Origin of the sequence: Streptomyces sp. NPDC048417, assembly GCF_040651615.1 — a bacterium.
Taxonomy (GTDB): domain Bacteria; phylum Actinomycetota; class Actinomycetes; order Streptomycetales; family Streptomycetaceae; genus Streptomyces.
In genome coordinates, this window is record NZ_JBEZKI010000009.1 from 127,475 (window position 1) to 150,300 (window position 22,826).

Annotated in this window: 19 protein-coding genes, 1 tRNA gene and 1 pseudogene; 17 read left to right on the top strand and 4 right to left on the bottom strand. The window is 70.1% G+C overall.

Annotated elements, in window-relative coordinates:
• Positions 1 to 270 precede the first annotated feature (270 nt).
• The 10 genes and pseudogenes from AB0D59_RS16260 to AB0D59_RS16305 all read left to right on the top strand — a co-directional run bounded on the left by AB0D59_RS16260 (position 271) and on the right by AB0D59_RS16305 (position 9,270).
• Entirely contained in the window at positions 271 to 1,557 is a 1,287-nt protein-coding gene (locus AB0D59_RS16260) for an extracellular solute-binding protein (protein ID WP_362565257.1), read from the top strand.
• An 11-nt stretch (positions 1,558 to 1,568) separates the two neighbouring features.
• Entirely contained in the window at positions 1,569 to 2,531 is a 963-nt protein-coding gene (locus AB0D59_RS16265; RefSeq protein ID WP_362565259.1) for a sugar ABC transporter permease, read from the top strand.
• Positions 2,528 to 3,385, top strand: a complete 858-nt coding sequence (locus tag AB0D59_RS16270; protein ID WP_362565261.1) for a carbohydrate ABC transporter permease — start codon at positions 2,528 to 2,530, stop codon at positions 3,383 to 3,385. Before AB0D59_RS16265 ends, AB0D59_RS16270 begins: the two co-directional genes overlap by 4 nt.
• Before the next feature lie 4 nt (positions 3,386 to 3,389).
• Positions 3,390 to 3,977, top strand: coding sequence for a hypothetical protein (locus AB0D59_RS16275; protein ID WP_362565263.1), 588 nt, complete (start codon positions 3,390 to 3,392; stop codon positions 3,975 to 3,977).
• A 105-nt stretch (positions 3,978 to 4,082) separates the two neighbouring features.
• A complete protein-coding gene (locus AB0D59_RS16280) occupies positions 4,083 to 6,821 on the top strand; it encodes a Tat pathway signal sequence domain protein (protein WP_362565265.1) in 2,739 nt (912 codons plus the stop codon).
• Between the two features lie 121 nt (positions 6,822 to 6,942).
• A complete protein-coding gene (locus AB0D59_RS16285; protein WP_362565267.1) occupies positions 6,943 to 7,389 on the top strand; it encodes an SRPBCC family protein in 447 nt (148 codons plus the stop codon).
• 39 nt (positions 7,390 to 7,428) lie between these two features.
• Positions 7,429 to 7,503, top strand: a tRNA-Val gene (locus AB0D59_RS16290).
• Positions 7,504 to 7,647: 144 nt separating this feature from the next.
• Complete coding sequence (locus tag AB0D59_RS16295; protein WP_362565269.1) at positions 7,648 to 8,052, top strand: nuclear transport factor 2 family protein; 405 nt, start codon at positions 7,648 to 7,650, stop codon at positions 8,050 to 8,052.
• A 40-nt stretch (positions 8,053 to 8,092) separates the two neighbouring features.
• Positions 8,093 to 8,581: pseudogene (locus AB0D59_RS16300) on the top strand (C4-dicarboxylate ABC transporter); the annotation flags it as partial.
• 272 nt (positions 8,582 to 8,853) lie between these two features.
• Entirely contained in the window at positions 8,854 to 9,270 is a 417-nt protein-coding gene (locus AB0D59_RS16305) for an ester cyclase (RefSeq protein ID WP_362565271.1), read from the top strand.
• Positions 9,271 to 9,363: 93 nt separating this feature from the next.
• On the opposite strand, the gene AB0D59_RS16310 is transcribed toward AB0D59_RS16305, so the two are convergent.
• Positions 9,364 to 10,089 carry a 3'-5' exonuclease gene (locus AB0D59_RS16310; protein ID WP_362565272.1) on the bottom strand — a complete coding sequence of 242 codons (726 nt, stop codon included), beginning with the start codon at positions 10,087 to 10,089 and terminating at the stop codon, positions 9,364 to 9,366.
• Positions 10,090 to 10,258: 169 nt separating this feature from the next.
• Here AB0D59_RS16310 and AB0D59_RS16315 point away from each other — a divergent pair, with 169 nt between their 5' ends.
• From AB0D59_RS16315 to thrS, 3 genes are all read left to right on the top strand, one after another.
• On the top strand, positions 10,259 to 10,825 hold the full coding sequence (locus AB0D59_RS16315) for a DUF4365 domain-containing protein (RefSeq protein ID WP_362565274.1): 567 nt from the start codon (positions 10,259 to 10,261) through the stop codon (positions 10,823 to 10,825).
• Entirely contained in the window at positions 10,822 to 12,048 is a 1,227-nt protein-coding gene (locus AB0D59_RS16320) for a hypothetical protein (RefSeq protein WP_362565276.1), read from the top strand. The genes AB0D59_RS16315 and AB0D59_RS16320 overlap by 4 nt, the downstream gene beginning before the upstream one ends.
• 110 nt (positions 12,049 to 12,158) lie before the next feature.
• On the top strand, positions 12,159 to 14,135 hold the full coding sequence (thrS, locus tag AB0D59_RS16325) for a threonine--tRNA ligase (RefSeq protein ID WP_362565278.1): 1,977 nt from the start codon (positions 12,159 to 12,161) through the stop codon (positions 14,133 to 14,135).
• Positions 14,136 to 14,165: 30 nt separating this feature from the next.
• Here the strand turns inward: thrS and AB0D59_RS16330 are convergent, their stop codons facing one another.
• Positions 14,166 to 14,849 (bottom strand): potassium channel family protein, encoded by a 684-nt coding sequence (locus AB0D59_RS16330; protein WP_362565280.1) that lies wholly within the window; start codon positions 14,847 to 14,849, stop codon positions 14,166 to 14,168.
• A 67-nt stretch (positions 14,850 to 14,916) separates the two neighbouring features.
• Between AB0D59_RS16330 and AB0D59_RS16335 the strand changes: the two genes are divergently transcribed.
• Positions 14,917 to 15,480: an HIT domain-containing protein gene (locus AB0D59_RS16335; RefSeq protein WP_362565282.1), complete on the top strand. Its 564-nt coding sequence runs from the start codon at positions 14,917 to 14,919 to the stop codon at positions 15,478 to 15,480.
• A 110-nt stretch (positions 15,481 to 15,590) separates the two neighbouring features.
• Here AB0D59_RS16335 and AB0D59_RS16340 read toward each other — a convergent pair whose 3' ends face one another.
• Both AB0D59_RS16340 and AB0D59_RS16345 read right to left on the bottom strand, forming a co-directional pair.
• Complete coding sequence (locus AB0D59_RS16340; RefSeq protein WP_362565284.1) at positions 15,591 to 17,234, bottom strand: hypothetical protein; 1,644 nt, start codon at positions 17,232 to 17,234, stop codon at positions 15,591 to 15,593.
• A gap of 231 nt (positions 17,235 to 17,465) precedes the next feature.
• Positions 17,466 to 19,664 (bottom strand): elongation factor G-like protein EF-G2, encoded by a 2,199-nt coding sequence (locus tag AB0D59_RS16345; RefSeq protein WP_362565286.1) that lies wholly within the window; start codon positions 19,662 to 19,664, stop codon positions 17,466 to 17,468.
• 280 nt (positions 19,665 to 19,944) lie between these two features.
• Here AB0D59_RS16345 and pgsA point away from each other — a divergent pair, with 280 nt between their 5' ends.
• From pgsA to AB0D59_RS16360, 3 genes are read left to right on the top strand one after another with little or no spacing between them, the layout of a single operon-like run.
• A complete protein-coding gene (gene pgsA, locus AB0D59_RS16350; RefSeq protein ID WP_362565288.1) occupies positions 19,945 to 20,622 on the top strand; it encodes a phosphatidylinositol phosphate synthase in 678 nt (225 codons plus the stop codon).
• A complete protein-coding gene (locus AB0D59_RS16355) occupies positions 20,619 to 21,527 on the top strand; it encodes a phosphatidylinositol mannoside acyltransferase (RefSeq protein ID WP_362565290.1) in 909 nt (302 codons plus the stop codon). The genes pgsA and AB0D59_RS16355 overlap by 4 nt, the downstream gene beginning before the upstream one ends.
• Positions 21,524 to 22,684 carry a glycosyltransferase family 4 protein gene (locus AB0D59_RS16360; RefSeq protein WP_362565292.1) on the top strand — a complete coding sequence of 387 codons (1,161 nt, stop codon included), beginning with the start codon at positions 21,524 to 21,526 and terminating at the stop codon, positions 22,682 to 22,684. The genes AB0D59_RS16355 and AB0D59_RS16360 overlap by 4 nt, the downstream gene beginning before the upstream one ends.
• Positions 22,685 to 22,826: the final 142 nt, after the last annotated feature.

Here is a 22,826-nt window from a genome sequence, read left to right on the forward strand (position 1 = left end):
CCCGACGGCGCCTCGAAGCCAACCCGTAACCCCGGCCACCGCAGGCCACTTCACGTTCGCCCCTCCGACCGCACGCCCCTCACCTGCGACGTCGCCCACCCTCCGGTCGTCGCGCCCGCGCCCCGCCGCGTCTCACCGCCGCTCCCGGTCACAAGAAATTCCTGTCCGAATCATTGACGCCTCACCGGCCCCTCCGTAACTTGTGCCAGCAAGCGCTTACTTGAAACGATTCATGCAGGCGTCGGCGACGCTGCGGGGAGGGGCCCGACTGTGGGAACGAGCAGGAATGTGGAGAGACGGACCGTCCTGAAGGCGGCCGGGGCCTCGGCGGCCGCGCTCGGGCTCGCCGCGACGACCGGGTGCGGAGGCGGAAGCGGTTCCGGGGACGGGACGGTGACGATCCGTTACTCGTGGTGGGGCGCCGAGGAGCGCGCCACGAAGATCAACCAGACCATCAAGCTCTTCGAGAAGAAGTACCCGAAGATCAAGGTCAAGACGGACTTCCAGACATATCAATCGTTCTGGGAGAAGTTCCAGACCCAGGCCGCCGGCGGAAATCCCCCGGACGTTTTCCAAAATGCCGTCACCTTTCTTCGGAAGTACGACAAGCGAGGAATTCTCCTCGACCTCAAGTCTCAGGTTCAGGCAGGGAATCTGAGCCTGGATCACTTCCGGGCCGACGTCACGAAGGTCGGCGAGGTCGACGGCAAGCAACTCGGAATCCCCGTCGGGTCCAACACCATGGCGCTCGTCATCGACAAGAAGGTCTTCGAGAAGGCCGGCGTCGAACCGCACGCGGGCTGGACCTGGGACGACTACTTCAAGGCCCTGAAGACCATCCACGACAGGACGAAGGTCGCGGGGGACACCGGCTACTTCGCCATCATGTACCTCTACGACCTCTACCTCCGCCAGAACGGCAAGGCGTTCTACACCGCTGACGGACTCGGCTTCGACAAGGCCGACCTGACGGAGTGGTGGACCGACGGCTACAACCGTGTGAAGGCCGGCATCGTCACGGACCCGAAGGTCGTCGCCCAGGACGCCCCCAAGTCGTCCCTTTCGGCCGGGCACGGCGCCTCGGAGTTCACCTGGGACAACTTCACCGTGCGCTACTCGTCGGAGGGTGACAGCACCTACGGTCTCGCGCCGATCCCGACCATGGACGGCAAGCACACCGGGCAGTACCTCGCCTCCCTGATGCTGAGCGCCTCCGCCCGTACCGCTCACCCCAAGGAGGTCGCGCAGTTCATCGACTTCATGGTCCACGACCCCGAGGTCGGCAAGATCATGGGATACGACCGGGGCATCCTCGCGAGCACCGAGCAGTACACGGCGTTCAAGCCGACCGACACGGTGAACAAGGAGATCGCGCAGTACGAGGACGACACCGCCAAGGCGGGCGTCCTCGGCACGATCACCCCGCACCCCTCCGGTGCCGACACCATCGAGGCCGCCTTCCTGCGTATCGGCGGCGACCTCGGACAGGGCAAGACGAAGGTCGCGGACGCGGTGAAGCAGTTCTTCACCGAGTCCGAGGCCGCCTTCCAGGCCTGATGGGACGTGCCGTGACGCTCGTCAAGGACTCCCTGCCCGCAGCGCGCGGGACGCGTTCGGCCGCCTCCGCCGGCACGGGGCGGCGGCCGGGACGCCGGCGCGAGAACCTCGCCGGCTACCTCTTCATGTCCCCGTGGATCGCCGGCTTCCTGCTGCTGACCGCGGGCCCGATGGTCGCCTCGCTGTACTTCGCGTTCACCGACTACAACCTCTTCAACACCCCGAAGTGGGTCGGGTTCGACAACTTCACCAAGATGTTCGACGATCCCCGCTGGCAGAAGTCGGTGGAGGTGACCGCGAAGTACGTGGTCATCGGCACCCCGCTGAAGCTGCTGCTCGCCCTGGGGGTGGCCCTGCTCCTCGCCCAGAGCCGGCGCGGCCAGGCCTTCTACCGGGCCGCCTTCTACGCTCCCTCGCTGATCGGCGCGAGCGTCTCGGTGGGCTTCGTCTGGCGGTCGCTGTTCTCCGACGGCGCGATCGTGGACCGTACCCAGTCCTTCTTCGGCTGGCACGTGGGCGGCTGGGTCGGCAACGCCGACTGGGTGCTGTACTGCCTGGTCGCGCTGACCGTGTGGCAGTTCGGCGCCCCCATGGTCATCTTCCTGGCGGGCCTGAAGCAGGTGCCGAAGGAGCTGTACGAGGCGGCCGAGATGGACGGCGCCGGGCCGTTCCGGAAGTTCTGGAACATCACCCTGCCGATGATTTCCCCGGTGCTGTTCTTCAACGTGCTCCTGGAGACCATCCACTCCTTCCAGATCTTCGGCTCGGCGTACGTCGTCTCCAACACGTACTGCGGTCCGGCCGACGCCACGCTCGTCTACACCTGCTACCTCTACCAGCAGGGCTTCCAGAACGCCCGGATGGGCTTCGCCGCCGCGATGGCCTGGATGCTGCTGCTCGCGGTCGCCCTGGTGACGGCCGTCCTCTTCTGGTCCCAGAGGAAATGGGTGCACTACGAGGAGGTCGCCCGATGAGTTCCCCCGCTCTCTCCCGCAAGCACACCGGCTCGCTCGCCTGGCACCTCGGCGCCCTGCTGATTCTCGCGGTCATCCTCTACCCGGTGGTCTGGGTGATCGGCGCGTCGTTCAAGCCCGGCAAGGACATCATCAACAGCCTCCAGCTGTTGCCGTCCCACCCGATCCTGTCCAACTTCAAGGGCCTCGCCGACGGCATCGCGGACATCTCGATCTGGACCTTCTTCCAGAACTCGCTCTTCTACGCGCTCGGCGCCGTCGTCGGCGTGCTGATCTCCTGTTCGCTCACCGCCTACGCCTTCGCCCGGATCCGCTTCGCCGGCCGCAATCTGCTCTTCTCCCTGATGATCGGCACCCTGCTGCTGCCGTACCACGTACTGCTGATCCCGCAGTACGTGATGTTCCAGAAGCTGGGCTGGATCAACACCTACATCCCCCTGCTGATCGGGAAGTACCTCGCCACCGAGGCCTTCTTCGTCTTCCTGATGGTGCAGTTCATGCGGAACCTGCCCCGGGAACTGGACGAGGCGGCCCGGCTCGACGGCTGCGGGCACTTCCGTATCTACTGGTCGATCGTGCTGCCGCTGTGCCGGCCCGCCCTGATCACCAGCGCGATCTTCACCTTCATCAACGCCTGGAACGACTTCATGGGCCCGCTCATCTACCTCAACGAGCCCGGCAAGTACACGGTCTCGCTGGGCCTGATGATGTTCCGCGACTCCGACGGCGTGGCCGCCAACTACGGCGGGATGATCGCCATGTCCCTGGTCGCGCTGCTGCCCGTGCTGCTGTTCTTCCTCACCTTCCAGCGCTATCTGATCGACGGAATGGCGACCTCCGGACTGAAGGGCTGAGGCCGTGGCCGACGACGTACGGGCGAAGTCCACCGCCTTCTCCGACCGGTTCGGCGTCTTCGCCGAATGTCTGCTCACCGGCGTGTGGATCGCCGTCGCGTCCCTGGGGGTCGTCACCTGTCCGGCCGCCTTCGCCGCCGGCGCCCGGCACCTGCGTCGCCGTACGGGGCAGTTGGGCGGCGGGTGGCGGGAGTTCGTGAGCGACTTCCGGGCCGCCCTGTCCGGCGGCTGGCTGGTCGGGCTCGCCGGGTGGGGTGCGGTCGCCGGCGCCTGGGTGGACGTCCAGGCCGTGCGGGCCGGGCTGCCGGGCGGGCCGCTCGTCGGGGCCGTCGGCCTGTTCGCGGTGATCGGCCTCGCCGTCGCGGGGCTGCGCGCGGCGGCCGTCTGGGCGCCAGGCGACCGCTGGCGCGCCCTGCTCGCGGCGGCCGGCCGGCGTACCGTCCTCGACCCCGGCGGATCCTTCCTGCTCGTCGGGGGAGCGGTTCTGGTGGTCTGTTCCGCCCTGCTCATCGCGCCGCTGGCGGTGCCCGTGCTGGGCGCCGTCGCGGCGGCGGCCGTCGCCGTGGAGGAGCGCCACCGGCTCCGCCGCTGACCGGCCTCGCACCAGGGGCGCCGCCTCCGGCGTCGCACCTCTCTCTGTCATGCCCCTGACTACCCCCTGACTACCCCGCACGCGTACGGAAAGGAAAGGCGGACCATGTCTCCCATCCCCCGCAGATCCCTTCTCAAGGCGGCCGCCGTCGCCGGTGCCGCCGCCCAGTTCAGCTGGGCGCTGGGCGCCAAGGAAGCGCAGGCCGCGCCCGGAGCCGAGGCCGCCGACGCGGACCCGGTGACCCTGGACTGGCTGGAGGACGGCGGCCTCGGTGCCGCGCCCGGCTCGACCGTCGGGGTGCCCTGGCCGATGGGCGCGTTCCAGGAGGACCAGACCTTCGCGCTGACGGACGAGGACGGCAAGAACGTGCCCGTCCAGTCCTGGCCGATCGGCTACTGGCCGGACGGCTCCCTCAAGTGGACCGCGCACGCGGTGAGTTCGGGCAACGGCAAGCTCACGCTCGCGGCGGGCGACCCGGCCGCCCCCGCGCAGAAGGTCACCGTCGACAAGAGCGGCGGCACGATCGACGTGTCCACCGGCGTGATCGGCGTGAAGATCGGCAAGAACGGCTCGACGCTCGTCAAGTCGGTCACCCGCGGCTCGACGGAGATCGCCAGGAACGGGCGGCTCGTCCTCATCCGCCAGCCCGAGATCGAGGACGAGGACCAGGGCACGGTCAAGTCCGAGCGCTTCGACGGGGCGATCGACGCCGTGACCGTCGAGCAGGAGGGCCCGGTCCGCGCGGTCGTCCGTATCGACGGCAAGCACCGCAAGGGAGGCCGGAGCTGGCTGCCGTTCTCGATCCGCCTCTACTTCTACGCGGGCGCCGACTCCTTCCGGATGGTCCACACGATCACCTACGACGGCACCCAGGAGCCTGGCAAGGCGAGCGGTGACTTCATCCGCGGGCTCGGCGTGCGGTTCGGCGTGCCGATGCGCGACGAGGCCTACGACCGGCACATCCGCATCGGCGGCGAGGGACCGGGCCTGCTGCGGGAGGCCGTCCAGGGCATCACCGGGCTGCGCCGCGACCCCGGCGCGGCCGTGCAGGCGGCCCAGTACGCGGGGCAGAAGCTGGCCGACCCGTCCACCTGGGACCAGCGGGTGACGACACGGTTGCAGTACATCCCGCACTGGGGCGACTACACCCTCGCCCAGCTCTCCGCCGACGGCTTCACCCTGCGCAAGCGCACCACGAAGGGGTACGGCTGGATCGCGGCCGGCGGCGGCAGACGGGCCTCCGGCTTCGGTTACGTCGGTGGCGCGAGCGGCGGACTCTCCTTCGGTCTCCGGGACTTCTGGGAGAAGTTCCCCGCCCAGCTGGACATCCGGGACGCCCACACCGACGAGGCCGAGGTCACCCTCTGGCTCTGGTCGCCCGAGGCCCAGCCGATGGACCTGCGCTTCTACCACGACGGCATGGGCCAGGACACCTACGCCGAACAGCTCCAAGGCCTCGAGATCACCTACGAGGACTACGAGCCGGAGTTCGGCACCCCCTACGGCATCGCCCGCACCTCCGAACTCCTCTTCTGGGCCAACGAGTCGACGCCGACACCGGAGGCGCTGGCCGACCAGGTCGACGCCGTCCGGGTACTGCCCCAACTCGCCGCCCCGCCCAGGCAGCTCATCAAGGCCGAGGTCTTCGGCCCCGGCCTCTACTCCGAGCCGGACCGCTCCACCGCCGCCAAGGCCAAGATCGAGGACCACCTCGACTTCCTGTTCACCTACTACAAGGACCAGGTGGAGCAACGTCGTTGGTACGGCTTCTGGGACTACGGCGACTTCATGCACACCTACGACACCGTGCGCCACCAGTGGCGGTACGACGTCGGCGGCTACGCCTGGGACAACTCCGAGCTCTCGCCCGACCTGTGGCTCTGGTACGCGTACCTCAGAAGCGGGCGCGCGGACATCTTCCGGTTCGCGGAGGCGCTCACCCGGCACACCGGCGAGGTCGACGTCTACCACCTCGGCCAGTGGGCCGGCCTCGGTACCCGGCACGGCGTCCAGCACTTCGCGGACAGCGCCAAGCAGCAGCGCATCTCCAACACCACCTACCGGCGCTTCTACTACTTCCTCACCGCCGACGAACGCGTCGGCGACCTCATGGCGGCCAACGTCGACTCCGACGAGACCTTCCTCGTCCTCGACCCGCTCCGCAAGATCCGCACCGACCCCTACACACCCGACCGGCACGCCCTCTCCATCGGCTTCGGCACCGACTGGAGCGGTCTGGTGTCGGCCTGGCTGACCGAGTGGGAACGCAAGGGCCCCAAGTGGGAGAAGGCCAAGGCGCGCGTGCTGTCGACCATGGAGGGCATCGCCGCCCAGCCCAACGGCTTCGTGCAGGGCAGCGGCCTCTACGACCTCGACACCGGGAAGTTCGCCACCGCCGCCACCCCGGTCGTCTCCGTGTCCCACCTGTCGGCGGTCTTCGGCCTGAACGAGCTCTGCGCCGAACTCATCCACCTGACCGACATGCCGAAGTTCAACGAGGTGTACTTCGACTACTGCCGCTACTTCAACGCCACCAAGGCCGAACAGGCGGCACGTTACGGCGCCAACTTCGGCACCCTGCTGCTCTTCCAGGGCCACTCCCGGCTCGACGCGTACGCCGCCGTGAAGACCGGCGACGAGACGCTCGCCAAGCGCGCGTGGACGAAGTTCTACAGCTCCGACGGCTACACGGAGTCCTCGCCATGGAAGACCGAGCCGCTCTCCGGCCCGGTCACACTGGTGGCGGGCAGTGAGGCGAGCTGGGTGTCCTCCAACGACACCGCGCTGTACGGGCTCGCGGCCATCGAGAACCTCGCCCTGCTGGGCGACAAGATGCCGTCGTAACGGGTGAGAGGGGGAGCGCCGTCGCACGGGCGGCGGCGCTCGCACCCAAGAGTGTGGTCCAGGTCACTCCGTACGGCATGAGTACGCGTACTCAGATCAATCCGGTGGGCAGACTCCGCCCATGGACTGGACCCACTACCGCTTCCGCAGCCTGTGGCCGTTGCCCGCCGACCGCGCCGCCGTCTACCGGGCCCTTGAGCGGGTCGAGGACTACCCGAGCTGGTGGCCGCAGGTGCGTGCGGTCAGCCGGCTGAACGACACCACCGGCGTCATCACCATCCGTTCGGTCCTGCCGTACGACATGACGTTCACCGCACGCGAGGCACGGCGCGACCCGGCCGCCGGGGTGCTGGAGATCGTGATGAGTGGTGACATCGAGGGCTGGTCCCGCTGGACGATCACCGCCGACGGCACCGGCACCCTGGCCCGCTACGACCAGGTCGTCGACGTCAGCAAGCCGCTGCTGCGCCGACTGGCGGTCCCCGGGCGGCCGTTCTTCCGCGCCAACCACCGGCTGATGATGTGGGCGGGACGGCGCGGACTGCTCGGGCACCTGCAAGCGGTTTGAACGAAACCCGCCGGTCCCTGTATCGTTCACTGCGTTCCCGGGCGATTAGCTCAGTGGGAGAGCGCTTCGTTCACACCGAAGAGGTCACTGGTTCGAACCCAGTATCGCCCACCACCGGGAAGGCCGGTCCGCCTGTGCGGACCGGCCTTTTTGCGTGTGGTCCGGCCGAATGGTGGACCCGACTGCCCGCGCCCGCCTGCCCTCGGCCGGCCGCGGTCAGGGGTGCCTAGGCTGTCACCGCTGCGGAAAGGTGGTGCCATGGACGCTGATTCCCGGATCAGGGCGGCGATCGAAGAGCATTGGCGGGCATCGGAACGTGGGGACATCGAAGCCGAGCATGCCGTCTACGCCGAGGACGCGATCCTGGACTACCCGCAGTCCGGTGAGCGTTTCCGGGGGCGCGAGACGATCGCCGCGCAACGCGGCGGGCACCCCGCCGACCGGCACTTCACCGTCCTGCGGATCACCGGCCACGCGCAGGTATGGGTGAGTGAGTGCGTCATCACCTACGACGGTGTGCCCTCGTACTCGGTGAGCATCATGGAATTCGCCGACCAGCACGTGGTGCACGGGACCCAGTACTTCGCCGGCCCGTTCGGCTCACCGGCCTGGCGGGCCGCGCTCGCCGAGCCGATGCCGGGACGGACCATCACGAGCGCCTGACGGTCGCCCTCGCCGGTCGGTCAGCCTCGTCCCGCGGGCGCCGGCCGGGCAGCCACGGCTGGCCCTGCTGCTGGGCTGCTTCGCGATGCTCGGGCTCGGGCTGCTGGCGGTCCTGCTGGTGCTGGCCATGGTGTACAGCCGTCTGGTGCATCATGACGCGCCCAGCGGTGCGACGGTGCCCACCGTGTGGATCGGCGTGGGGGCGCTGGACCAGGCGGTGACGGCGCTGGGCGCGCTGGCCACGGCGGCGCCGAGCACGCTGCCCGCCCCGTACGCGCGTGGGAGTGCGGTCGCCGCGCTCCTGGGCGGGATCGGTATTTGGGGCTTCGCCACGCTGTGGCTGGTGCTCGCCACGGCGCTGACCGTGCGGGAGGTCCGAGGGGGACTGCCCTTCGCACCCACCTGGTGGTCCTTCATCTTCCCGCTCGGCGCCTGCGTCACCGGTACCAGCGCCCTCGCCGCCCGCACCGGCTCGCAGCTCTTCGTCTGGAGCGCCGTCGTCCTGTACGTACTGCTCGTGGTCGCCTGAGCGGTGGTCGCCTGGCACTCCCTGCGGCACGCGACCCGCCGGTGACACCGCCCCTGCGGGTGCGCGAGACCGGTGTCCTGGTCCGAGGACTTCGTGGCCTTCCGGCCCGCCATCGGATCGCTGGGCCTGTCCACGGACGGGCCCGGCGTCGTCGGGGCCTGCCGTGCGGGCATGCCGGGGGCGAGCGGCGGAGGTACGGTCGAGGAACGGCATGGATGCGGACCTCTCAGCCGACGCACAGGCCGGTGCCCGAGACACGCCCGGGAGGGCCCATGGCTCAGCAAGCGAACATCGCCGCGCAGACCGCCTTCGGAGAGGCCGTCGTCTCCGGCAACCTCGACGCCCTCGACGAGATCGTCGCCTCCCACTCGGTCGACCATGACCCCGCCCCGGGGCAGGGGCCGGGGCCCGAGGGGTACAAGGGCATGTTCGGCGAGTTGCGCGAGGCCTTCCCTGACTTGAACGTCCAGGTGGAGCACCTGATGGCCACCGACGACGAGTTGGCCTTCGCCTACGTCATCACCGGGACGCATCTGGGGCCGCTCCTGGGGCGGCCGGCGACCGGCAGGAAGGTGAGCTACCGGGGCATGCAGATCAGCCGCTTCGACAGCGACGGCAAGCTCGTCGAACGCTGGGGCAGCAGCGACGAACTCGGCATGCTGCGGCAACTCGGCCTCGCCGCGATATGAAGCCGTGACGCCGTGAAGTGAAGCCGTGAGGCTCTGAAGTGAAGCCGTGAAGCCGTGATGTGGCGGGGCGCCGGGTGGCCGGCGCCCCGCCCCTCACGCTGCCGTCGGCAGTTCCGGCCGTAGCGGCCAGTACGTGTTCACCGTCTCCGGTGTGCCGCTGCGCGCGAACCAGGCCTGGAGCCCGCGCGCCTGCGCCGCGTGCCACGTCGTCTGCAATGTGTGCAGTTCGGCAGGGCTCAGGCGCTCCAGCCGGGCCGCGAAACGGCGGCCCAGCGCCCGTACCAGATCCAGTGAGGCCAGTGCGTCGGCGGCCGCGTCGTGCGCGCCCTCCAGGGTGACCTCGTAGTGCGCGCAGAGGTCGGTCAGGGTGCGGCGGCCCTTGCGGTAGCGGTCCAGATGCTTGTCCAGGACCCGCGGATCGAGGACGAGCAGGGGGCTCGCCTCGAACCAGCGGTCCAGTGCGGACGCCCGGTGCCGCCGCAACTCGCGGTCCAGGAGCGTCAGATCGAACGGCGCGTTCATCACCACCAGCGGGCGGTGCATCGCCGCGTGCTCGGCCAGTTCCTCGGCTATCTCGTACATCACCGGCGCCGGCCAACGGCCGTTGTGCTGCAGGTGTTCGTCCGTCAGCCCGTGCACCGCCGTCGCCGCTTCCGGCACCGGTATGCCCGGGTTCACCAGCCATCGGGTCACCCGTGGCCGGGTGCCCGGGGCGTCCTGGACGACGACCGCGGCGGACACGATGCGGTCGGTCTCCACGTCCACGCCCGTGGTCTCCGTGTCGAAGGCCGCCAAGGGCCCCTCGTACCAGCACGTCATGCCAATACAACTCCTCGTTCACCCACGGCAGCTGACGTTCCGTCTTCTGCCCGTTTGGTGATACCCGGGCCGTTTGCGGCGTACGCCGGAAGGACACAACAGGAGTGCGGGTCTTTGCAGTTCAGCGGCCCGCCACGGGGAAACTCTTTGGCTGGGAAGGCTATTGGTCATGGCGATAGCGCAGCCCGAGCGGGGCGGGCTGCTGCCCGAACGCACGGGCCCCCATCGCGGCACACTCGCCACCACCGCCTGCATGGAGACACTGCAGGTGGGATATCTGCACGCCGTCGCCGCGGCGGCCGGCTGCTCGCTCTCGCAGCCGTTCCCGGACAACGGCATCGACTGGCACGTCAGCCATGGCTCACCCGGGCACACCGTCGACGACGAGGTGACCATCAAGGTGCAGCTCAAGTGCACGTACCAGATCGCAGCCAACCCGCCGGGACGTTTCTTCTCCTTCACGCTGGACAACGACCACCTGCGCAAGCTCGCCCGCACACCGGTGTCGGTGCACAAGATCCTCGTGGTGATGCTGGTTCCGCGCTCCCAGGACGACTGGCTGCGCGCCAGCCACGACCGGCTCGATCTGCGCCACTGCTGCTACTGGGTCAACCTGGCAGGGCACCCGATCACCGGCCGCAACCGGACCACCGTGCGGGTTCCGACCGCGCGCATCTTCGACGACCGGGCGCTCTGCGAGATCATGACGCGGGTCGGGACGGGAGGACGACCATGAGGCACCGTCCGTACGAGGAGCAGCTGCGGGAAGTCCGGCCGCATCCGGTGGACCCCCACTGGAACCATCCTCCCGAGCCCACCGAGGTCGACCCCGTGGTGCTCGGCGCCCTGCTGCGCCGGCACGGCTGGCAGCGGCGCGGGGGAGCCCCGGGGCGATACGGCCGCTGGACCCCACCCGGGCCGGGCAACACCGGCACCAGCCTGCTCGTACCGGAGAGCCGCGCCTTCCCGGACAGTGACGATCTGCTCGGGGAGGCGCTCACGGCTCTCGTGCGCAGCGGTACGCCCGCCGCGCGTGAGGTGCTGGTCGGGCTGGCGGTGCCCAGCGACGAGATCCGCTGGTGGCGGGACGTGCCGAGCGGTCCCGCGGACGCCACGCCCTGGACGGTCGAGGAGCAGTTGCGCACCGCGGCCCGGGGGACCCTGCTGGCCGGCGCGCTCGCCACGCGCGCGCGTGCCGGTTACTACGGCGCCCGGCACAAGCGTGCGGCCGCCGCCATGCTGGAGTCCGTCCTCGTGGGCTCGGCGGAGGGCGGCCGCGGCCTGACCGCCTTCGTGCCCGTCGGCACCGGGCGGCCCCTCGCCGTACGCCTCCACCAGGCCCTGTTCGCCGCCCGCGAGGCCATCGACTACCAGCGGGCCACCGGTGGCATGGACGCCTTCGACGGAGCCGTCGAGGCGGGCGTGAGCCGTGAATTGACCGACGCCCTGGTCACGCTCGTGCGCGGCACCGAGGGCGCCCGGATCTCCGTGGAGTGGGCTCCGGGTGCCGGGGTCCCCAATGACTGCGCGTCCACCGTCGAGCCCGTCGAGTTCTCACCCGGCGACCTGCCCGTGCTGCGCGAGGCCGGCGCCCGCTTCCTGCGCGACGAACCCTCCGTACCGGTCCGGATCACCGGCACCGTGGTCCGGATGCGCCGCTCGGAGCCGCGTGGCGAGGGCGCGGTACGGCTGCGGGTCATCGCGGGCGCCGAGGTGCCGTACGTCCGGGTCACCCTCGACGAGGAGGACTACCGGATCGCCGGGCAGGCCCACCTCGTCGGGCTCCCGGTGCGGGTGCACGGGCGGCTGGAGAGCCGGGGCGGGTTCCGGCGGCTGTCCGGCGCCTCCGGGGTCGTACCGGTGCAGGTGGACGAGGCCGAGCGGGACCGTCTGGTGAAGTCGCTCCAGGAGAACCTCGACTTCTTCGAGGAGGCGTGCAGCGGGGACGACTGTGACTGACCGCGGACTGTGGGTGACCGTTTAGCGGTCGGTGGGGCCGGGTCGGTACGATCCGGTATTGCGCGCGCTCCTGGTATGGCGCCGCATCCACCTTCAGGCAGGAGAGACCGGTGTCAGACGTCCGTGTGATCATCCAACGCGATTCCGAGCGGGAAGAACGCGTGGTGACGACGGGCACTACGGCCGCCGAGCTCTTCGCCGGCGAGCGCTCGATCATCGCCGCGCGTGTGGGCGGCGAGCTCAGGGACCTCGCGTACGAGCTGAAGGACGGCGAGACCGTCGAGGGTGTCGAGATCGCCTCCGAGGACGGTCTGGGCATCCTGCGCCACTCCACCGCGCACGTCATGGCGCAGGCCGTGCAGGAGCTCTTCCCCGAGGCCAAGCTGGGTATCGGCCCGCCGGTCAAGGACGGCTTCTACTACGACTTCGACGTCGAGAAGCCCTTCCATCCCGATGACCTCAAGGCCATCGAGAAGAAGATGCAGGAGATCCAGAAGCGCGGGCAGAAGTTCTCCCGCCGCGTGGTGACCGACGAGGCCGCCCGCGAGGAACTGGCGGACGAGCCCTACAAGCTGGAGCTGATCGGCCTCAAGGGCTCGGCGTCGAGCGACGACGGCGCGGACGTCGAGGTCGGCGCCGGTGAGCTGACGATCTACGACAACCTGGACGCAAAGACCGGCGAGCTGTGCTGGAAGGACCTCTGCCGCGGTCCCCACCTGCCGTCCACCCGCCTCATCCCGGCGTTCAAGCTGATGCGCAACGCGGCCGCCTACTGGCGCGGCAGCGAGAAGAACCCGATGCTCCAGCGCATCTACGGCACCGCCTGGCCGTCCAAGGACGAGTTGAAGGCGCACCTGGACTTCCTCACCGAGGCCGAGAAGCGCGACCACCGCAAGCTGGGCAGCGAGCTGGACCTGTTCTCCATCCCCGAGCAGATCGGCTCCGGGCTCGCCGTCTTCCACCCCAAGGGCGGCATCATCCGCCGCGTGATGGAGGACTACTCGCGCCGCCGGCACGAGGAGGAGGGCTACGAGTTCGTCTACACCCCGCACGCCACGAAGGGGAAGCTCTTCGAGACGTCCGGGCACCTGGACTGGTACGCCGACGGCATGTACCCGCCCATGCAGCTCGACGAGGGCGTGGACTACTACCTCAAGCCCATGAACTGCCCGATGCACAACCTGGTCTTCGACGCGCGCGGCCGTTCCTACCGTGAACTGCCGCTGCGGCTCTTCGAGTTCGGGACCGTGTACCGCTACGAGAAGTCGGGCGTCGTGCACGGCCTGACCCGCGCCCGCGGCTTCACCCAGGACGACGCGCACATCTACTGCACCAAGGAGCAGATGGCGGACGAGCTCGACAAGACGCTCACCTTCGTCCTGAACCTGCTCCGCGACTACGGTCTCACCGACTTCTACCTGGAGCTGTCCACCAAGGACCCGGAGAAGTTCGTCGGCTCCGACGAGGTCTGGGAGGAGGCGACCGAGACGCTCCGCGCGGTCGCCGAGAAGCAGGGCCTCCCGCTCGTCCCCGACCCGGGCGGCGCCGCCTTCTACGGTCCGAAGATCTCCGTGCAGACCAAGGACGCCATCGGCCGCACCTGGCAGATGTCGACCGTCCAGCTCGACTTCAACCTGCCCGAGCGGTTCGACCTCGAGTACACCGCTGCCGACGGCTCCAAGCAGCGCCCGGTGATGATCCACCGCGCCCTGTTCGGCTCCATCGAGCGGTTCTTCGCGGTGCTCCTGGAGCACTACGCGGGCGCCTTCCCGGCGTGGCTGGCGCCGGTCCAGGCGGTCGGCATCCCGATCGGCGACGGACACGTCGAGTACCTGCAGAAGTTCGCGGCCGAGGCCAAGAAGAAGGGCCTGCGCATCGAGGTCGACGCGTCGTCGGACCGGATGCAGAAGAAGATCCGCAACGCCCAGAAGCAGAAAGTGCCCTTCATGGTCATCGCGGGCGACGAGGACATGACGGCCGGCTCGGTCTCCTTCCGCTACCGCGACGGCTCGCAGGAGAACGGCATCCCGTTCGAGGAGGCCATCGCCAAGATCGCGCAGGTGGTCGAGGAGCGGGCCCAGGTCTGATTCCGCACCCTCGCGGGAGGCCCTCGGAGATCACTTCTCCGGGGGCCTTTTCGCTGTCCTGCCCTCCAGCGCGTCCTCCTCGTCCTCCAGCGCGAACCGTTGCAGCAGCATCGAGGAGAACGAGCCGGTGACCGCGCCGAGCAGGGCGATCCCGCAGGCCATCAGCCCCACCGCGATGGTCCGGCCGAGCGTGGTCACCGGGGTGACGTCGCCGTAGCCGACGGTCGACAGGGTCGAGCAGGTCCACCACACGGAGTCGCCGAAGGAGCGGATCGTGGCGTTCGGGGCGCCGCGCTCGGCCTGGTAGACGGCGAGTGCCCCGGCGAAGCCCAGCAGGGCGATCGACAGGCTCGCGTAGGTCATCACGCGGGCCTGCAGCACGAGCCGGGGGTGCCCGTGCCTGCGCTGCATCGCTTCGTAGGTACGCACGATCCGCACCGGCCGCAGCAGGGGCAGCAGCAGGACGAGCGTGTCCAGCCACTGCCGTCGTACGAAGCGCGGGCCCTCACCGCTGATCCGCCAGCGCACCGCGTAGTCGACGACGAACAGCCCCCACGCCCCGTAGGTCAGCGACAGGAACAGGTCGTGTACGGCCCTGGGCAGGCCGGGCGCCAGCACGTGCACCGCGTACGAGCCCAGGAACACCAGGGACGCGATGCCGAGCAGAAGGTCCGTCCCCTGCTCCCAGCGGTCCAGGCGGCTCTCGTCGTCCATTCGCCCAGCTTCGCCGCCCGGCGGTTTCCGCTGGCCCCGGCGACACGCCGCGAACGGGCGAAGCCATATGCTGCCTAGCATGACGAGTGAGCCGGAGCAGCAGATCGGAGTGGGGACGCAGGACGCGTTCCAGCGCCTGTGGACGCCCCACCGGATGGCCTACATCCAGGGCGAGAACAAGCCGACCGGCCCGGGGGCCGACGACGGCTGTCCCTTCTGCTCGATCCCGGCCAAATCCGACGAGGACGGTCTGATCGTCCGGCGCGGCGAGCACGTCTACGCGGTGCTCAACCTCTACCCGTACAACGGCGGCCATCTGATGACGGTCCCGTACCGCCACGTCGCCGACTACACGGACCTGACCGGCCCGGAGACGGCCGAACTGGCCGAGCTGACCAAGCAGGCGATGACGGCGCTGCGCACGGCCTCGGGCGCGCACGGCTTCAACATCGGCATGAACCAGGGCACGGTGGCCGGCGCGGGCATCGCGGCCCACCTGCACCAGCACATCGTCCCGCGCTGGGGCGGCGACACGAACTTCATGCCGGTGGTGGGCCACACCCGGGTGCTGCCGCAACTGCTGGCCGACACCCGCAAGATGCTGGCCGAGGCCTGGCCGACGCCGGCGTGATCAGCCCGTCCGGCGTCTGAGGCCGAGGCCGTTCAGGCCGAAGCGGGGGTGGGGGCGGCAGCCCCCGGGCGGCGCCTGCGGCCCCTCTCTTCGGCTCTGCCGCCGCAGGCTCACGCGTCGTACTTGTCCGCCTTCTTCGGCGACGCGTCCTGGACCGCTCCGCTGAGGTTCCCCGCCCGCGAGTTGAACTTGTCGATGTCGACGTCGTGCTCCTTGAGGACACTGAGCGCGGCCCGGTGCACGGCACGGAGTATCGGCGTGGCGGCGCGCAGCGCGTCGTCGGCCATGAAGCGATGGTCCCAGGGCTGGTCGGCCCAGGCGTGCCGCAGTCCGAACGGCTCGGGCAGTCCTATGGAGCCGCCGAGCCACTTCAGCAGCGGCGGGTACCAGCTGATGGTGGCACGGGCGCCGAGGCGGACCACCTCGTCGGCGGTGACCAGCGGCAGCTTGACGGTCCGGGTCTCCCAGAACCGCACGGTCTTGGCGACCGTCTTGGTGGGGGCCTCGGGCTTGCCGTTGAACAGGCCGTTGACCGGGCCCAGGGCATGTCCGGTGACCTCGATGCGGAGGGTCTCCTTCAGCACGGTCACGGTCGCCATCATCGTGATGATCAGGTCGCCGTTCCACAGGTACGGCCACTGCACGCCCAGGTAGTGCCGTTCGCCCTTGTCGAAGTGGTTGCTGTTGCAGATCCGCTCCACGTCCGCCGGCCCGACCTTGTAGTCGGTGCCCTCGGGCCTGGACACCGCCTTGGCGCCCGCACCGACATGGGTGACGATCCAGTGCTTGACCTGGGGTTCCGGGAAGCCGCCGGTCTTCAGGTGCTGCCGGTGCAGCACGCTCAGCTCCTTCTCGATCTCCCGGACCACCGTCCAGGCCCGGAACTCGTGGACGCCCTTGACCGGGTCGAGGGGGACCAGTTCCTCCGCGAGCACCCAGGAACCCCAGCGGGTGCCCATGCCGAGTATCCCCTTGGTGCCGGCGTAGAAGACCGCGTTGGACTGCTGCTCGGCGCTGAGCCGGGCCAGCGACTGGCGCAGTTGCTCGGCCGCGGCCTGGTCGGGGCTGGTCGGCACCGCCTCGGGGACCTTCGCGCCGACGCTGCCGCCGGAGAGCAGACCGTCCCAGGCCCCGCGCAGGTCGTTCGCGGTGCTCTCGCAGAGCCGCTTGGCCAGGTACCAGCCGACGACGGGGAGCACGATGCAGCCGCGCGCGTACCAGCCCCAGAAGCCGGTGAGCGGCATCCGGATCAGGAAGATCACCGCAAGCACGCCGACGGCGGCCAGCAGGGCGCTGCCGAGCCCGGAGACCCGCTTGTCGCCGGCCTTCAGCATGGTCGCGCGGAGCTGGAAGACCAGCAGCCAGACCACCAGGCCGGGCAGGAACAGCACGCCGCACAGGAGCATGATGGCGGTCAGGCGCTGGTCGCGTTCCTTGCGGATGCGGTTGGCGGCGAGGCAGTGCTCGACGACCACCTGGGGTTCGCTGCCGAAGGACTGGACGAGCGGTTTGCGGCCGACGCCCAGCATGCGGTCGATGACCGCCTGGGAGTACGCCTCACCGAAGTTGGGCCGGAAGATCTTCGCCCACTTGCGGCCCTCGTTGACCGTGGACTGGTGCCACTCGTTGTCGGCCTTCTTGATCTCCTCCATCGGCGTGTCCCGGTAGGCCGCCGAGGCCAGGGCATAGGTCGGGGCCTGCGCCTCGCCGCCCGGCCTGGGCACCTGTGGCCCGAAGAAGTCCTCGAAGCTCATTCCCGCCCCCACTTGCCGCCGTCCCGCTTCTGCGGCCTTCCCGACTTCCGTACTCCGCACACCTGTTGATCAAGTACTCAGGGTATCCCCGGCCACCGACAACCGTCGGCGGACGGCCGAAGCCGTCCGCCGAACACCCTTGTCGTCGCCTGTGACGACTCACCGCCTGTGACGCCTGGGGCGCCTGTGACGACCCACCGCCCAAGACGCCTATGACGACTATGACGCCAACTACGAGGCCTCCTTGACCTGTTCGCGAATCTTCTCGGCGATCTGCGGTGGCATCGGCTCGTGACGGGCGTACGAGCGGCTGAAACGCGCCGTGCCGTGCGAGAGGGAGCGCAGGTCGACCGCGTACCGGCCGATCTCGAACTCCGGCACCTCGGCCTTGATCAGCGTGCGCCCGCCGCTGGTCTGCTCGGTGCCGAGGACCCGGCCGCGCCGCCCCGACAGGTCGCTCATCACCGCACCCACGTAGTCGTCGCCGACCAGCACGGACACCTCGGCCACCGGCTCCAGGAGATGGATCCGGGCATCCGCGGCCGCCTCCCGCAGCGCCAGCGCGCCCGCCGTCTGGAAGGCGGCGTCGGAGGAGTCCACCGAGTGCGCCTTGCCGTCGAGGAGGGTGACCCGCACGTCGACGAGCGGGTAACCGGCCGCGACGCCCTTGGCTGCCTGGGCCCTGATGCCCTTCTCGACGGACGGGATGAACTGCCGGGGCACGGCGCCGCCGACCACCTTGTCGACGAACTCGATGCCGGAGCCGCCGGGCAGGGGTTCCACCTCGATCTCGCAGATCGCGAACTGCCCGTGCCCGCCGGACTGCTTGACGTGCCGGCCGCGCCCGGCTGACCGGCCGGCGAACGTCTCGCGCAGGGACACCCGGTGCGGTACGACGTCGACCTGGACGCCGTACCGGCTGCGCAGCCGCTCCAGGGCGACGTCCGCGTGCGCCTCGCCGAGGCACCACAGGACGACCTGGTGGGTGTTCTGGTTCTGTTCGAGCCGCATGGTCGGGTCCTCGGCGACCAGGCGGGACAGGCCCTGCGAGAGCTTGTCCTCGTCCGCCTTGCTGTGCGCCTGGATGGCCAGTGGCAGCAGCGGGTCGGGCATCTCCCACGGCTCCATGAGCAGCGGGTCGTCCTTGCCGGAAAGGGTGTCCCCGGTCTCCGCGCGGCCGAGCTTCGCCACGCACGCGAGGTCACCGGCGATGACATGGGTGACCGGTCGCTGCTGCTTGCCGAACGGCATGGACAGGGCGCCGATCTTCTCGTCGACGTCATGGTCCTCGTGGCCGCGGTCGGCGAGGCCGTGCCCGGAGACGTGGACCGTCTCGTCGGGGCGCAGGGTGCCGGAGAAGACCCGGACCAGCGAGACCCGGCCGACGTACGGGTCGGAGGCGGTCTTCACCACCTCGGCGACCAGCGGACCGCCCGTGTCGCACGGCTTGATGTCGCGCGGCTCGCCGTCGATGGTGGTGACCCCGGGCGTGGGGTGCTCGAACGGGGTCGGGAACCCCCGCGTGACCAGCTCCAGCAGCTCCACCGTGCCGAGCCCCTGGCGGGCGCCGTCGGTGGCCGGGGCGGCGGCCAGCACGGGGAAGAACGCCCCGCGCGCCACGGCCCGCTCCAGATCCTCGATCAGCGTCTTGAGGTCGATCTGCTCGCCGCCCAGATAGCGGTCCATGAGCGTCTCGTCCTCGCTCTCCGCGATGATCCCCTCGATCAGCCGGTTGCGGGCCTCGTCGATGTCCGGCAGCTGGTCGGGCCCGGGCTCGGACTCCTTGCGCTCCCCGGAGGAGTAGTCGAACAGCTTCTGCGTGAGCAGCCCGACAAGACCGGTCACGGGCGCGTGCCCGTCCGGACCCTGCGGGCCGTGCAGCGGCAGGTAGAGGGGGAGTACGGCGTCGGGGTCGTCCGCGCCGAACGCCTCGGCGCACACCCGGGTCATCTCCTCGAAGTCCGCGCGGGCGGCCTCCAGGTGCGTGACGACGATCGCCCGGGGCATCCCGACGGCCGCGCACTCCTCCCACACCATCCGGGTCGAGCCGTCCACCCCGTCCGAGGCCGAGACGACGAAAAGGGCCGCGTCCGCCGCGCGCAGACCGGCCCTCAGCTCACCGACGAAGTCGGCGTATCCCGGGGTGTCCAGGATATTGATCTTGATTCCGTCCCAGTCGACCGGTACCAGCGACAGCTGTACGGAGCGCTGCTGCCGGTGCTCGATGTCGTCGTAGTCCGAGACCGTGCCGCCGTCCTCCACCCGGCCCGCCCGGTTCACCGCTCCCGCGGTCAACGCGAGAGCCTCCACCAATGTGGTCTTGCCCGATCCGGAGTGGCCGACCAGTACCACATTCCGTACGGACGCGGGGTGGTCGGCCGCTGTAGCCCTGCCGGCGGCTCCGGGGTGTTCCTTGACCTTGTCGCCCATGGCTTTGCCTCCCGTGCACGGTGAGGTCTGTGTGGGCGCGGGCGAGCATGCCGGGCCGCGTGCGGCGGCGGCTCCGATGACGCCCGCGGTTATTCGAGCTTTCCACTCCCGTCACGGTGCGTCCATACGAAGGACGTGATCGAGCCCGCGAGCCCCTCCGCGCGGCGCCACCGGTCCCGTCCGCGAGTGCCCGGCCGTCGCACACACACGCGCGTGGCTACGATGGGCCAGCCGGGGTGGCCAGCAGGGGCCGCACAGCGCAACGACCGTCGGGAAGGCCATGCTGAACAAGTACGCGCGTGCATTTTTCACGCGTGTCCTCACACCGTTCGCCGCGTTTCTCATCCGCCGGGGTGTGAGCCCGGACACGGTCACGCTCCTCGGCACGGCCGGAGTGGTCGCGGGCGCGCTGGTCTTCTTCCCCCGGGGCGAGTTCTTCTGGGGCACGATCGTGATCACGCTGTTCGTGTTCTCGGACCTGGTGGACGGCAACATGGCCCGCCAGCTGGGCCGCACCAGCCGCTGGGGCGCCTTCCTGGACTCCACCCTGGACCGGGTCGCCGACGGCGCGATCTTCGGCGGCTTCGCCCTTTGGTACGCGGGCAACGGGAACAACGACGTGCTGTGCGCCGTCTCCATCTTCTGCCTGGCCAGCGGCCAGGTGGTGTCGTACACCAAGGCGCGCGGCGAGTCGATCGGGCTGCCGGTGGCCGTCAACGGTCTGGTCGAGCGTGCCGAGCGCCTGGTGATCTCGCTGGTGGCGGCCGGTCTGGCCGGTCTCCACAAGTTCGGTGTGCCGGGCATCCAGATCCTGCTCCCGATCGCCCTGTGGGTGGTCGCCGTGGGCAGCCTGGTCACCCTCGTCCAGCGGGTCGTCACGGTCCGCCGGGAGTCCGCCGAGGCGGAGGCCGCGGCCGAGCGGGAGACGGCCTCCCACGGGAGCGAGGCCGGGCAGTGACCACCGCCGACCGGCTCACCGACGGTCTGTACGGGCTCGGCTGGAGCACCGTCAAGAAGCTCCCCGAGCCGGTCGCCGTGCGCCTTGGCCGGACCGTCGCGGACCTCGCCTGGCGGCAGCGCGGCAAGGGCGTCCAGCGCCTGGAGTCCAACTACGCGCGCGTGCTGCCCGACGCGAGCCCGGAGCGGCTGCGCGAGCTGTCGCGTGCGGGCATGCGGTCGTACCTGCGCTACTGGATGGAGTCCTTCCGGCTGCCGGCCTGGAGCGAGGACCGGATCCGGACCGGGTTCGCGCCCAAGGACGTCCACCACCTCACCGACGGCCTGGCCTCCGGCAAGGGCGTGATCATCGCGCTGCCGCACCTGGCCAACTGGGACCTGGCCGGGGCCTGGGTCACCACCGAGCTGAAGACCCCGTTCACCACGGTCGCCGAACGCCTCAAGCCTGAGACGCTCTACGACCGTTTCGTCGCCTACCGCGAGGGCCTCGGCATGGAGGTCCTGCCGCACAGCGGCGGCTCCGCCTTCGGCGCCCTGGCCCGCAGGCTCCGCGACGGCGGCCTGATCTGCCTGGTCGCCGACCGTGACCTGTCCGAATCCGGCGTCGAGGTCGACTTCTTCGGCGACACCGCGCGGATGCCCGCCGGGCCGGCCCTGCTGGCCCAGCAGACCGGCGCTCACCTGCTCCCCGTGACCCTCTGGTACGACGACTCGCCGGTCATGAAGGGCCGGGTGCACGCCCCGATCGAGGTACCCGAGTCAGGTGACCGGACGGCGAAGACGTCTGTCATGACACAGGCGCTGGCCGATGCCTTCGCCACCGGGATCGCCGACCATCCGGAGGACTGGCACATGCTCCAGCGCTTGTGGCTCGCCGACCTCGACCCCGCGAAGGGACCGTCGTGAGGATCGGCATCGTCTGCCCGTACTCCTGGGACGTGCCGGGCGGCGTCCAGTTCCACATCCGCGACCTCGCCGAGTACTTCATCCGCCTCGGCCACGACGTCTCCGTCCTCGCCCCCGCCGACGACGACACCCCCCTCCCGCCCTACGTCGTCTCGGCCGGCCGCGCGGTCCCGGTGCCGTACAACGGCTCGGTGGCCCGCCTCAACTTCGGCTTCCTGTCCGCCGCTCGGGTACGCCGCTGGCTGCACGACGGCGCCTTCGACGTGGTCCACATCCACGAGCCGACCTCGCCCTCGCTCGGCCTGCTGACCTGCTGGGCGGCGCAGGGCCCGATGGTCGCGACCTTCCACACCTCCAACCCGCGCTCCCGCGCGATGATCGCCGCGTACTCGATCCTGCAGGCCGCGCTGGAGAAGATCAGCGCCCGGATCGCGGTCAGCGAGTACGCCCGCCGCACGCTGGTCGAGCACCTCGGCGGGGACGCGGTGGTCATCCCCAACGGCGTCGACGTCGACTTCTTCGCCCAGGCCGAGCCGCGCCCCGAGTGGCAGGGCGACACCATCGGCTTCATCGGCCGGATCGACGAGCCCCGCAAGGGCCTCCCGGTGCTGATGAAGGCCCTCCCCAAGATCCTCGCCGCCCGCCCGGAGACCAGGCTCCTGGTGGCCGGCCGCGGCGACGAGGAGGCCGCCGTCGAGTCCCTGCCCGCCGAGCTGCGCTCCCGCGTCGAGTTCCTCGGCATGGTCAGCGACGAGGACAAGGCCCGCTTCCTGCGCAGCCTCGACCTGTACATCGCGCCCAACACGGGCGGCGAGAGCTTCGGCATCATCCTGGTCGAAGCCCTCTCGGCCGGGGCGCCCGTCCTCGCCTCCGACCTCGACGCCTTCGCCCAGGTCCTGGACCAGGGGGCGGCGGGCGAGCTCTTCGCCAACGAGGACGCCGACGAACTGGCGGAGGCCGCGGTACGGCTCCTGGCGGACCCGGAGCGCCGGGCCGCGCTGAGTGCACGCGGCAGCGTGCACGTACGCCGCTTCGACTGGTCGACCGTGGGCGCGGACATCCTGTCCGTCTACGAGACGGTGACGGCGGGCGCGGCCGCGGTGGCGACGGACGAACGCCCCGGCCTGCGAGCGCGATTCGGACTGGCCCGGGACTGAGTCGCCGGGCGGGGGTCGTGTTGGCGTGGGGGTGAGTCGCCGGGCGGGGGTCGTGTTGGCGTGGGGGTGAGTCGCTGGGCGGGGGTCGTGTTGGCGTGGGGGTGAGTCGCTGGGCGGGGGTCGTGTTGGCGTGGGGGGCGAG

What these genes read in the sequence shown, in the direction of transcription:
- AB0D59_RS16330 (WP_362565280.1), bottom strand. Translation starts at nt 14,849, where the DNA reads ATGGACGACGAGAGCCGCCTGGACCGCTGGGAGCAGGGGACGGACCTT.
- pgsA (WP_362565288.1), top strand. Translation starts at nt 19,945, where the DNA reads ATGCTGAACAAGTACGCGCGTGCATTTTTCACGCGTGTCCTCACACCG.
- AB0D59_RS16335 (WP_362565282.1), top strand. Translation starts at nt 14,917, where the DNA reads ATGCTGCCTAGCATGACGAGTGAGCCGGAGCAGCAGATCGGAGTGGGG.
- AB0D59_RS16270 (WP_362565261.1), top strand. Translation starts at nt 2,528, where the DNA reads ATGAGTTCCCCCGCTCTCTCCCGCAAGCACACCGGCTCGCTCGCCTGG.
- AB0D59_RS16320 (WP_362565276.1), top strand. Translation starts at nt 10,822, where the DNA reads ATGAGGCACCGTCCGTACGAGGAGCAGCTGCGGGAAGTCCGGCCGCAT.
- AB0D59_RS16310 (WP_362565272.1), bottom strand. Translation starts at nt 10,089, where the DNA reads ATGACGTGCTGGTACGAGGGGCCCTTGGCGGCCTTCGACACGGAGACC.
- AB0D59_RS16345 (WP_362565286.1), bottom strand. Translation starts at nt 19,664, where the DNA reads ATGGGCGACAAGGTCAAGGAACACCCCGGAGCCGCCGGCAGGGCTACA.
- AB0D59_RS16340 (WP_362565284.1), bottom strand. Translation starts at nt 17,234, where the DNA reads ATGAGCTTCGAGGACTTCTTCGGGCCACAGGTGCCCAGGCCGGGCGGC.
- AB0D59_RS16285 (WP_362565267.1), top strand. Translation starts at nt 6,943, where the DNA reads ATGGACTGGACCCACTACCGCTTCCGCAGCCTGTGGCCGTTGCCCGCC.
- AB0D59_RS16315 (WP_362565274.1), top strand. Translation starts at nt 10,259, where the DNA reads ATGGCGATAGCGCAGCCCGAGCGGGGCGGGCTGCTGCCCGAACGCACG.
- AB0D59_RS16295 (WP_362565269.1), top strand. Translation starts at nt 7,648, where the DNA reads ATGGACGCTGATTCCCGGATCAGGGCGGCGATCGAAGAGCATTGGCGG.
- AB0D59_RS16305 (WP_362565271.1), top strand. Translation starts at nt 8,854, where the DNA reads ATGGCTCAGCAAGCGAACATCGCCGCGCAGACCGCCTTCGGAGAGGCC.
- AB0D59_RS16280 (WP_362565265.1), top strand. Translation starts at nt 4,083, where the DNA reads ATGTCTCCCATCCCCCGCAGATCCCTTCTCAAGGCGGCCGCCGTCGCC.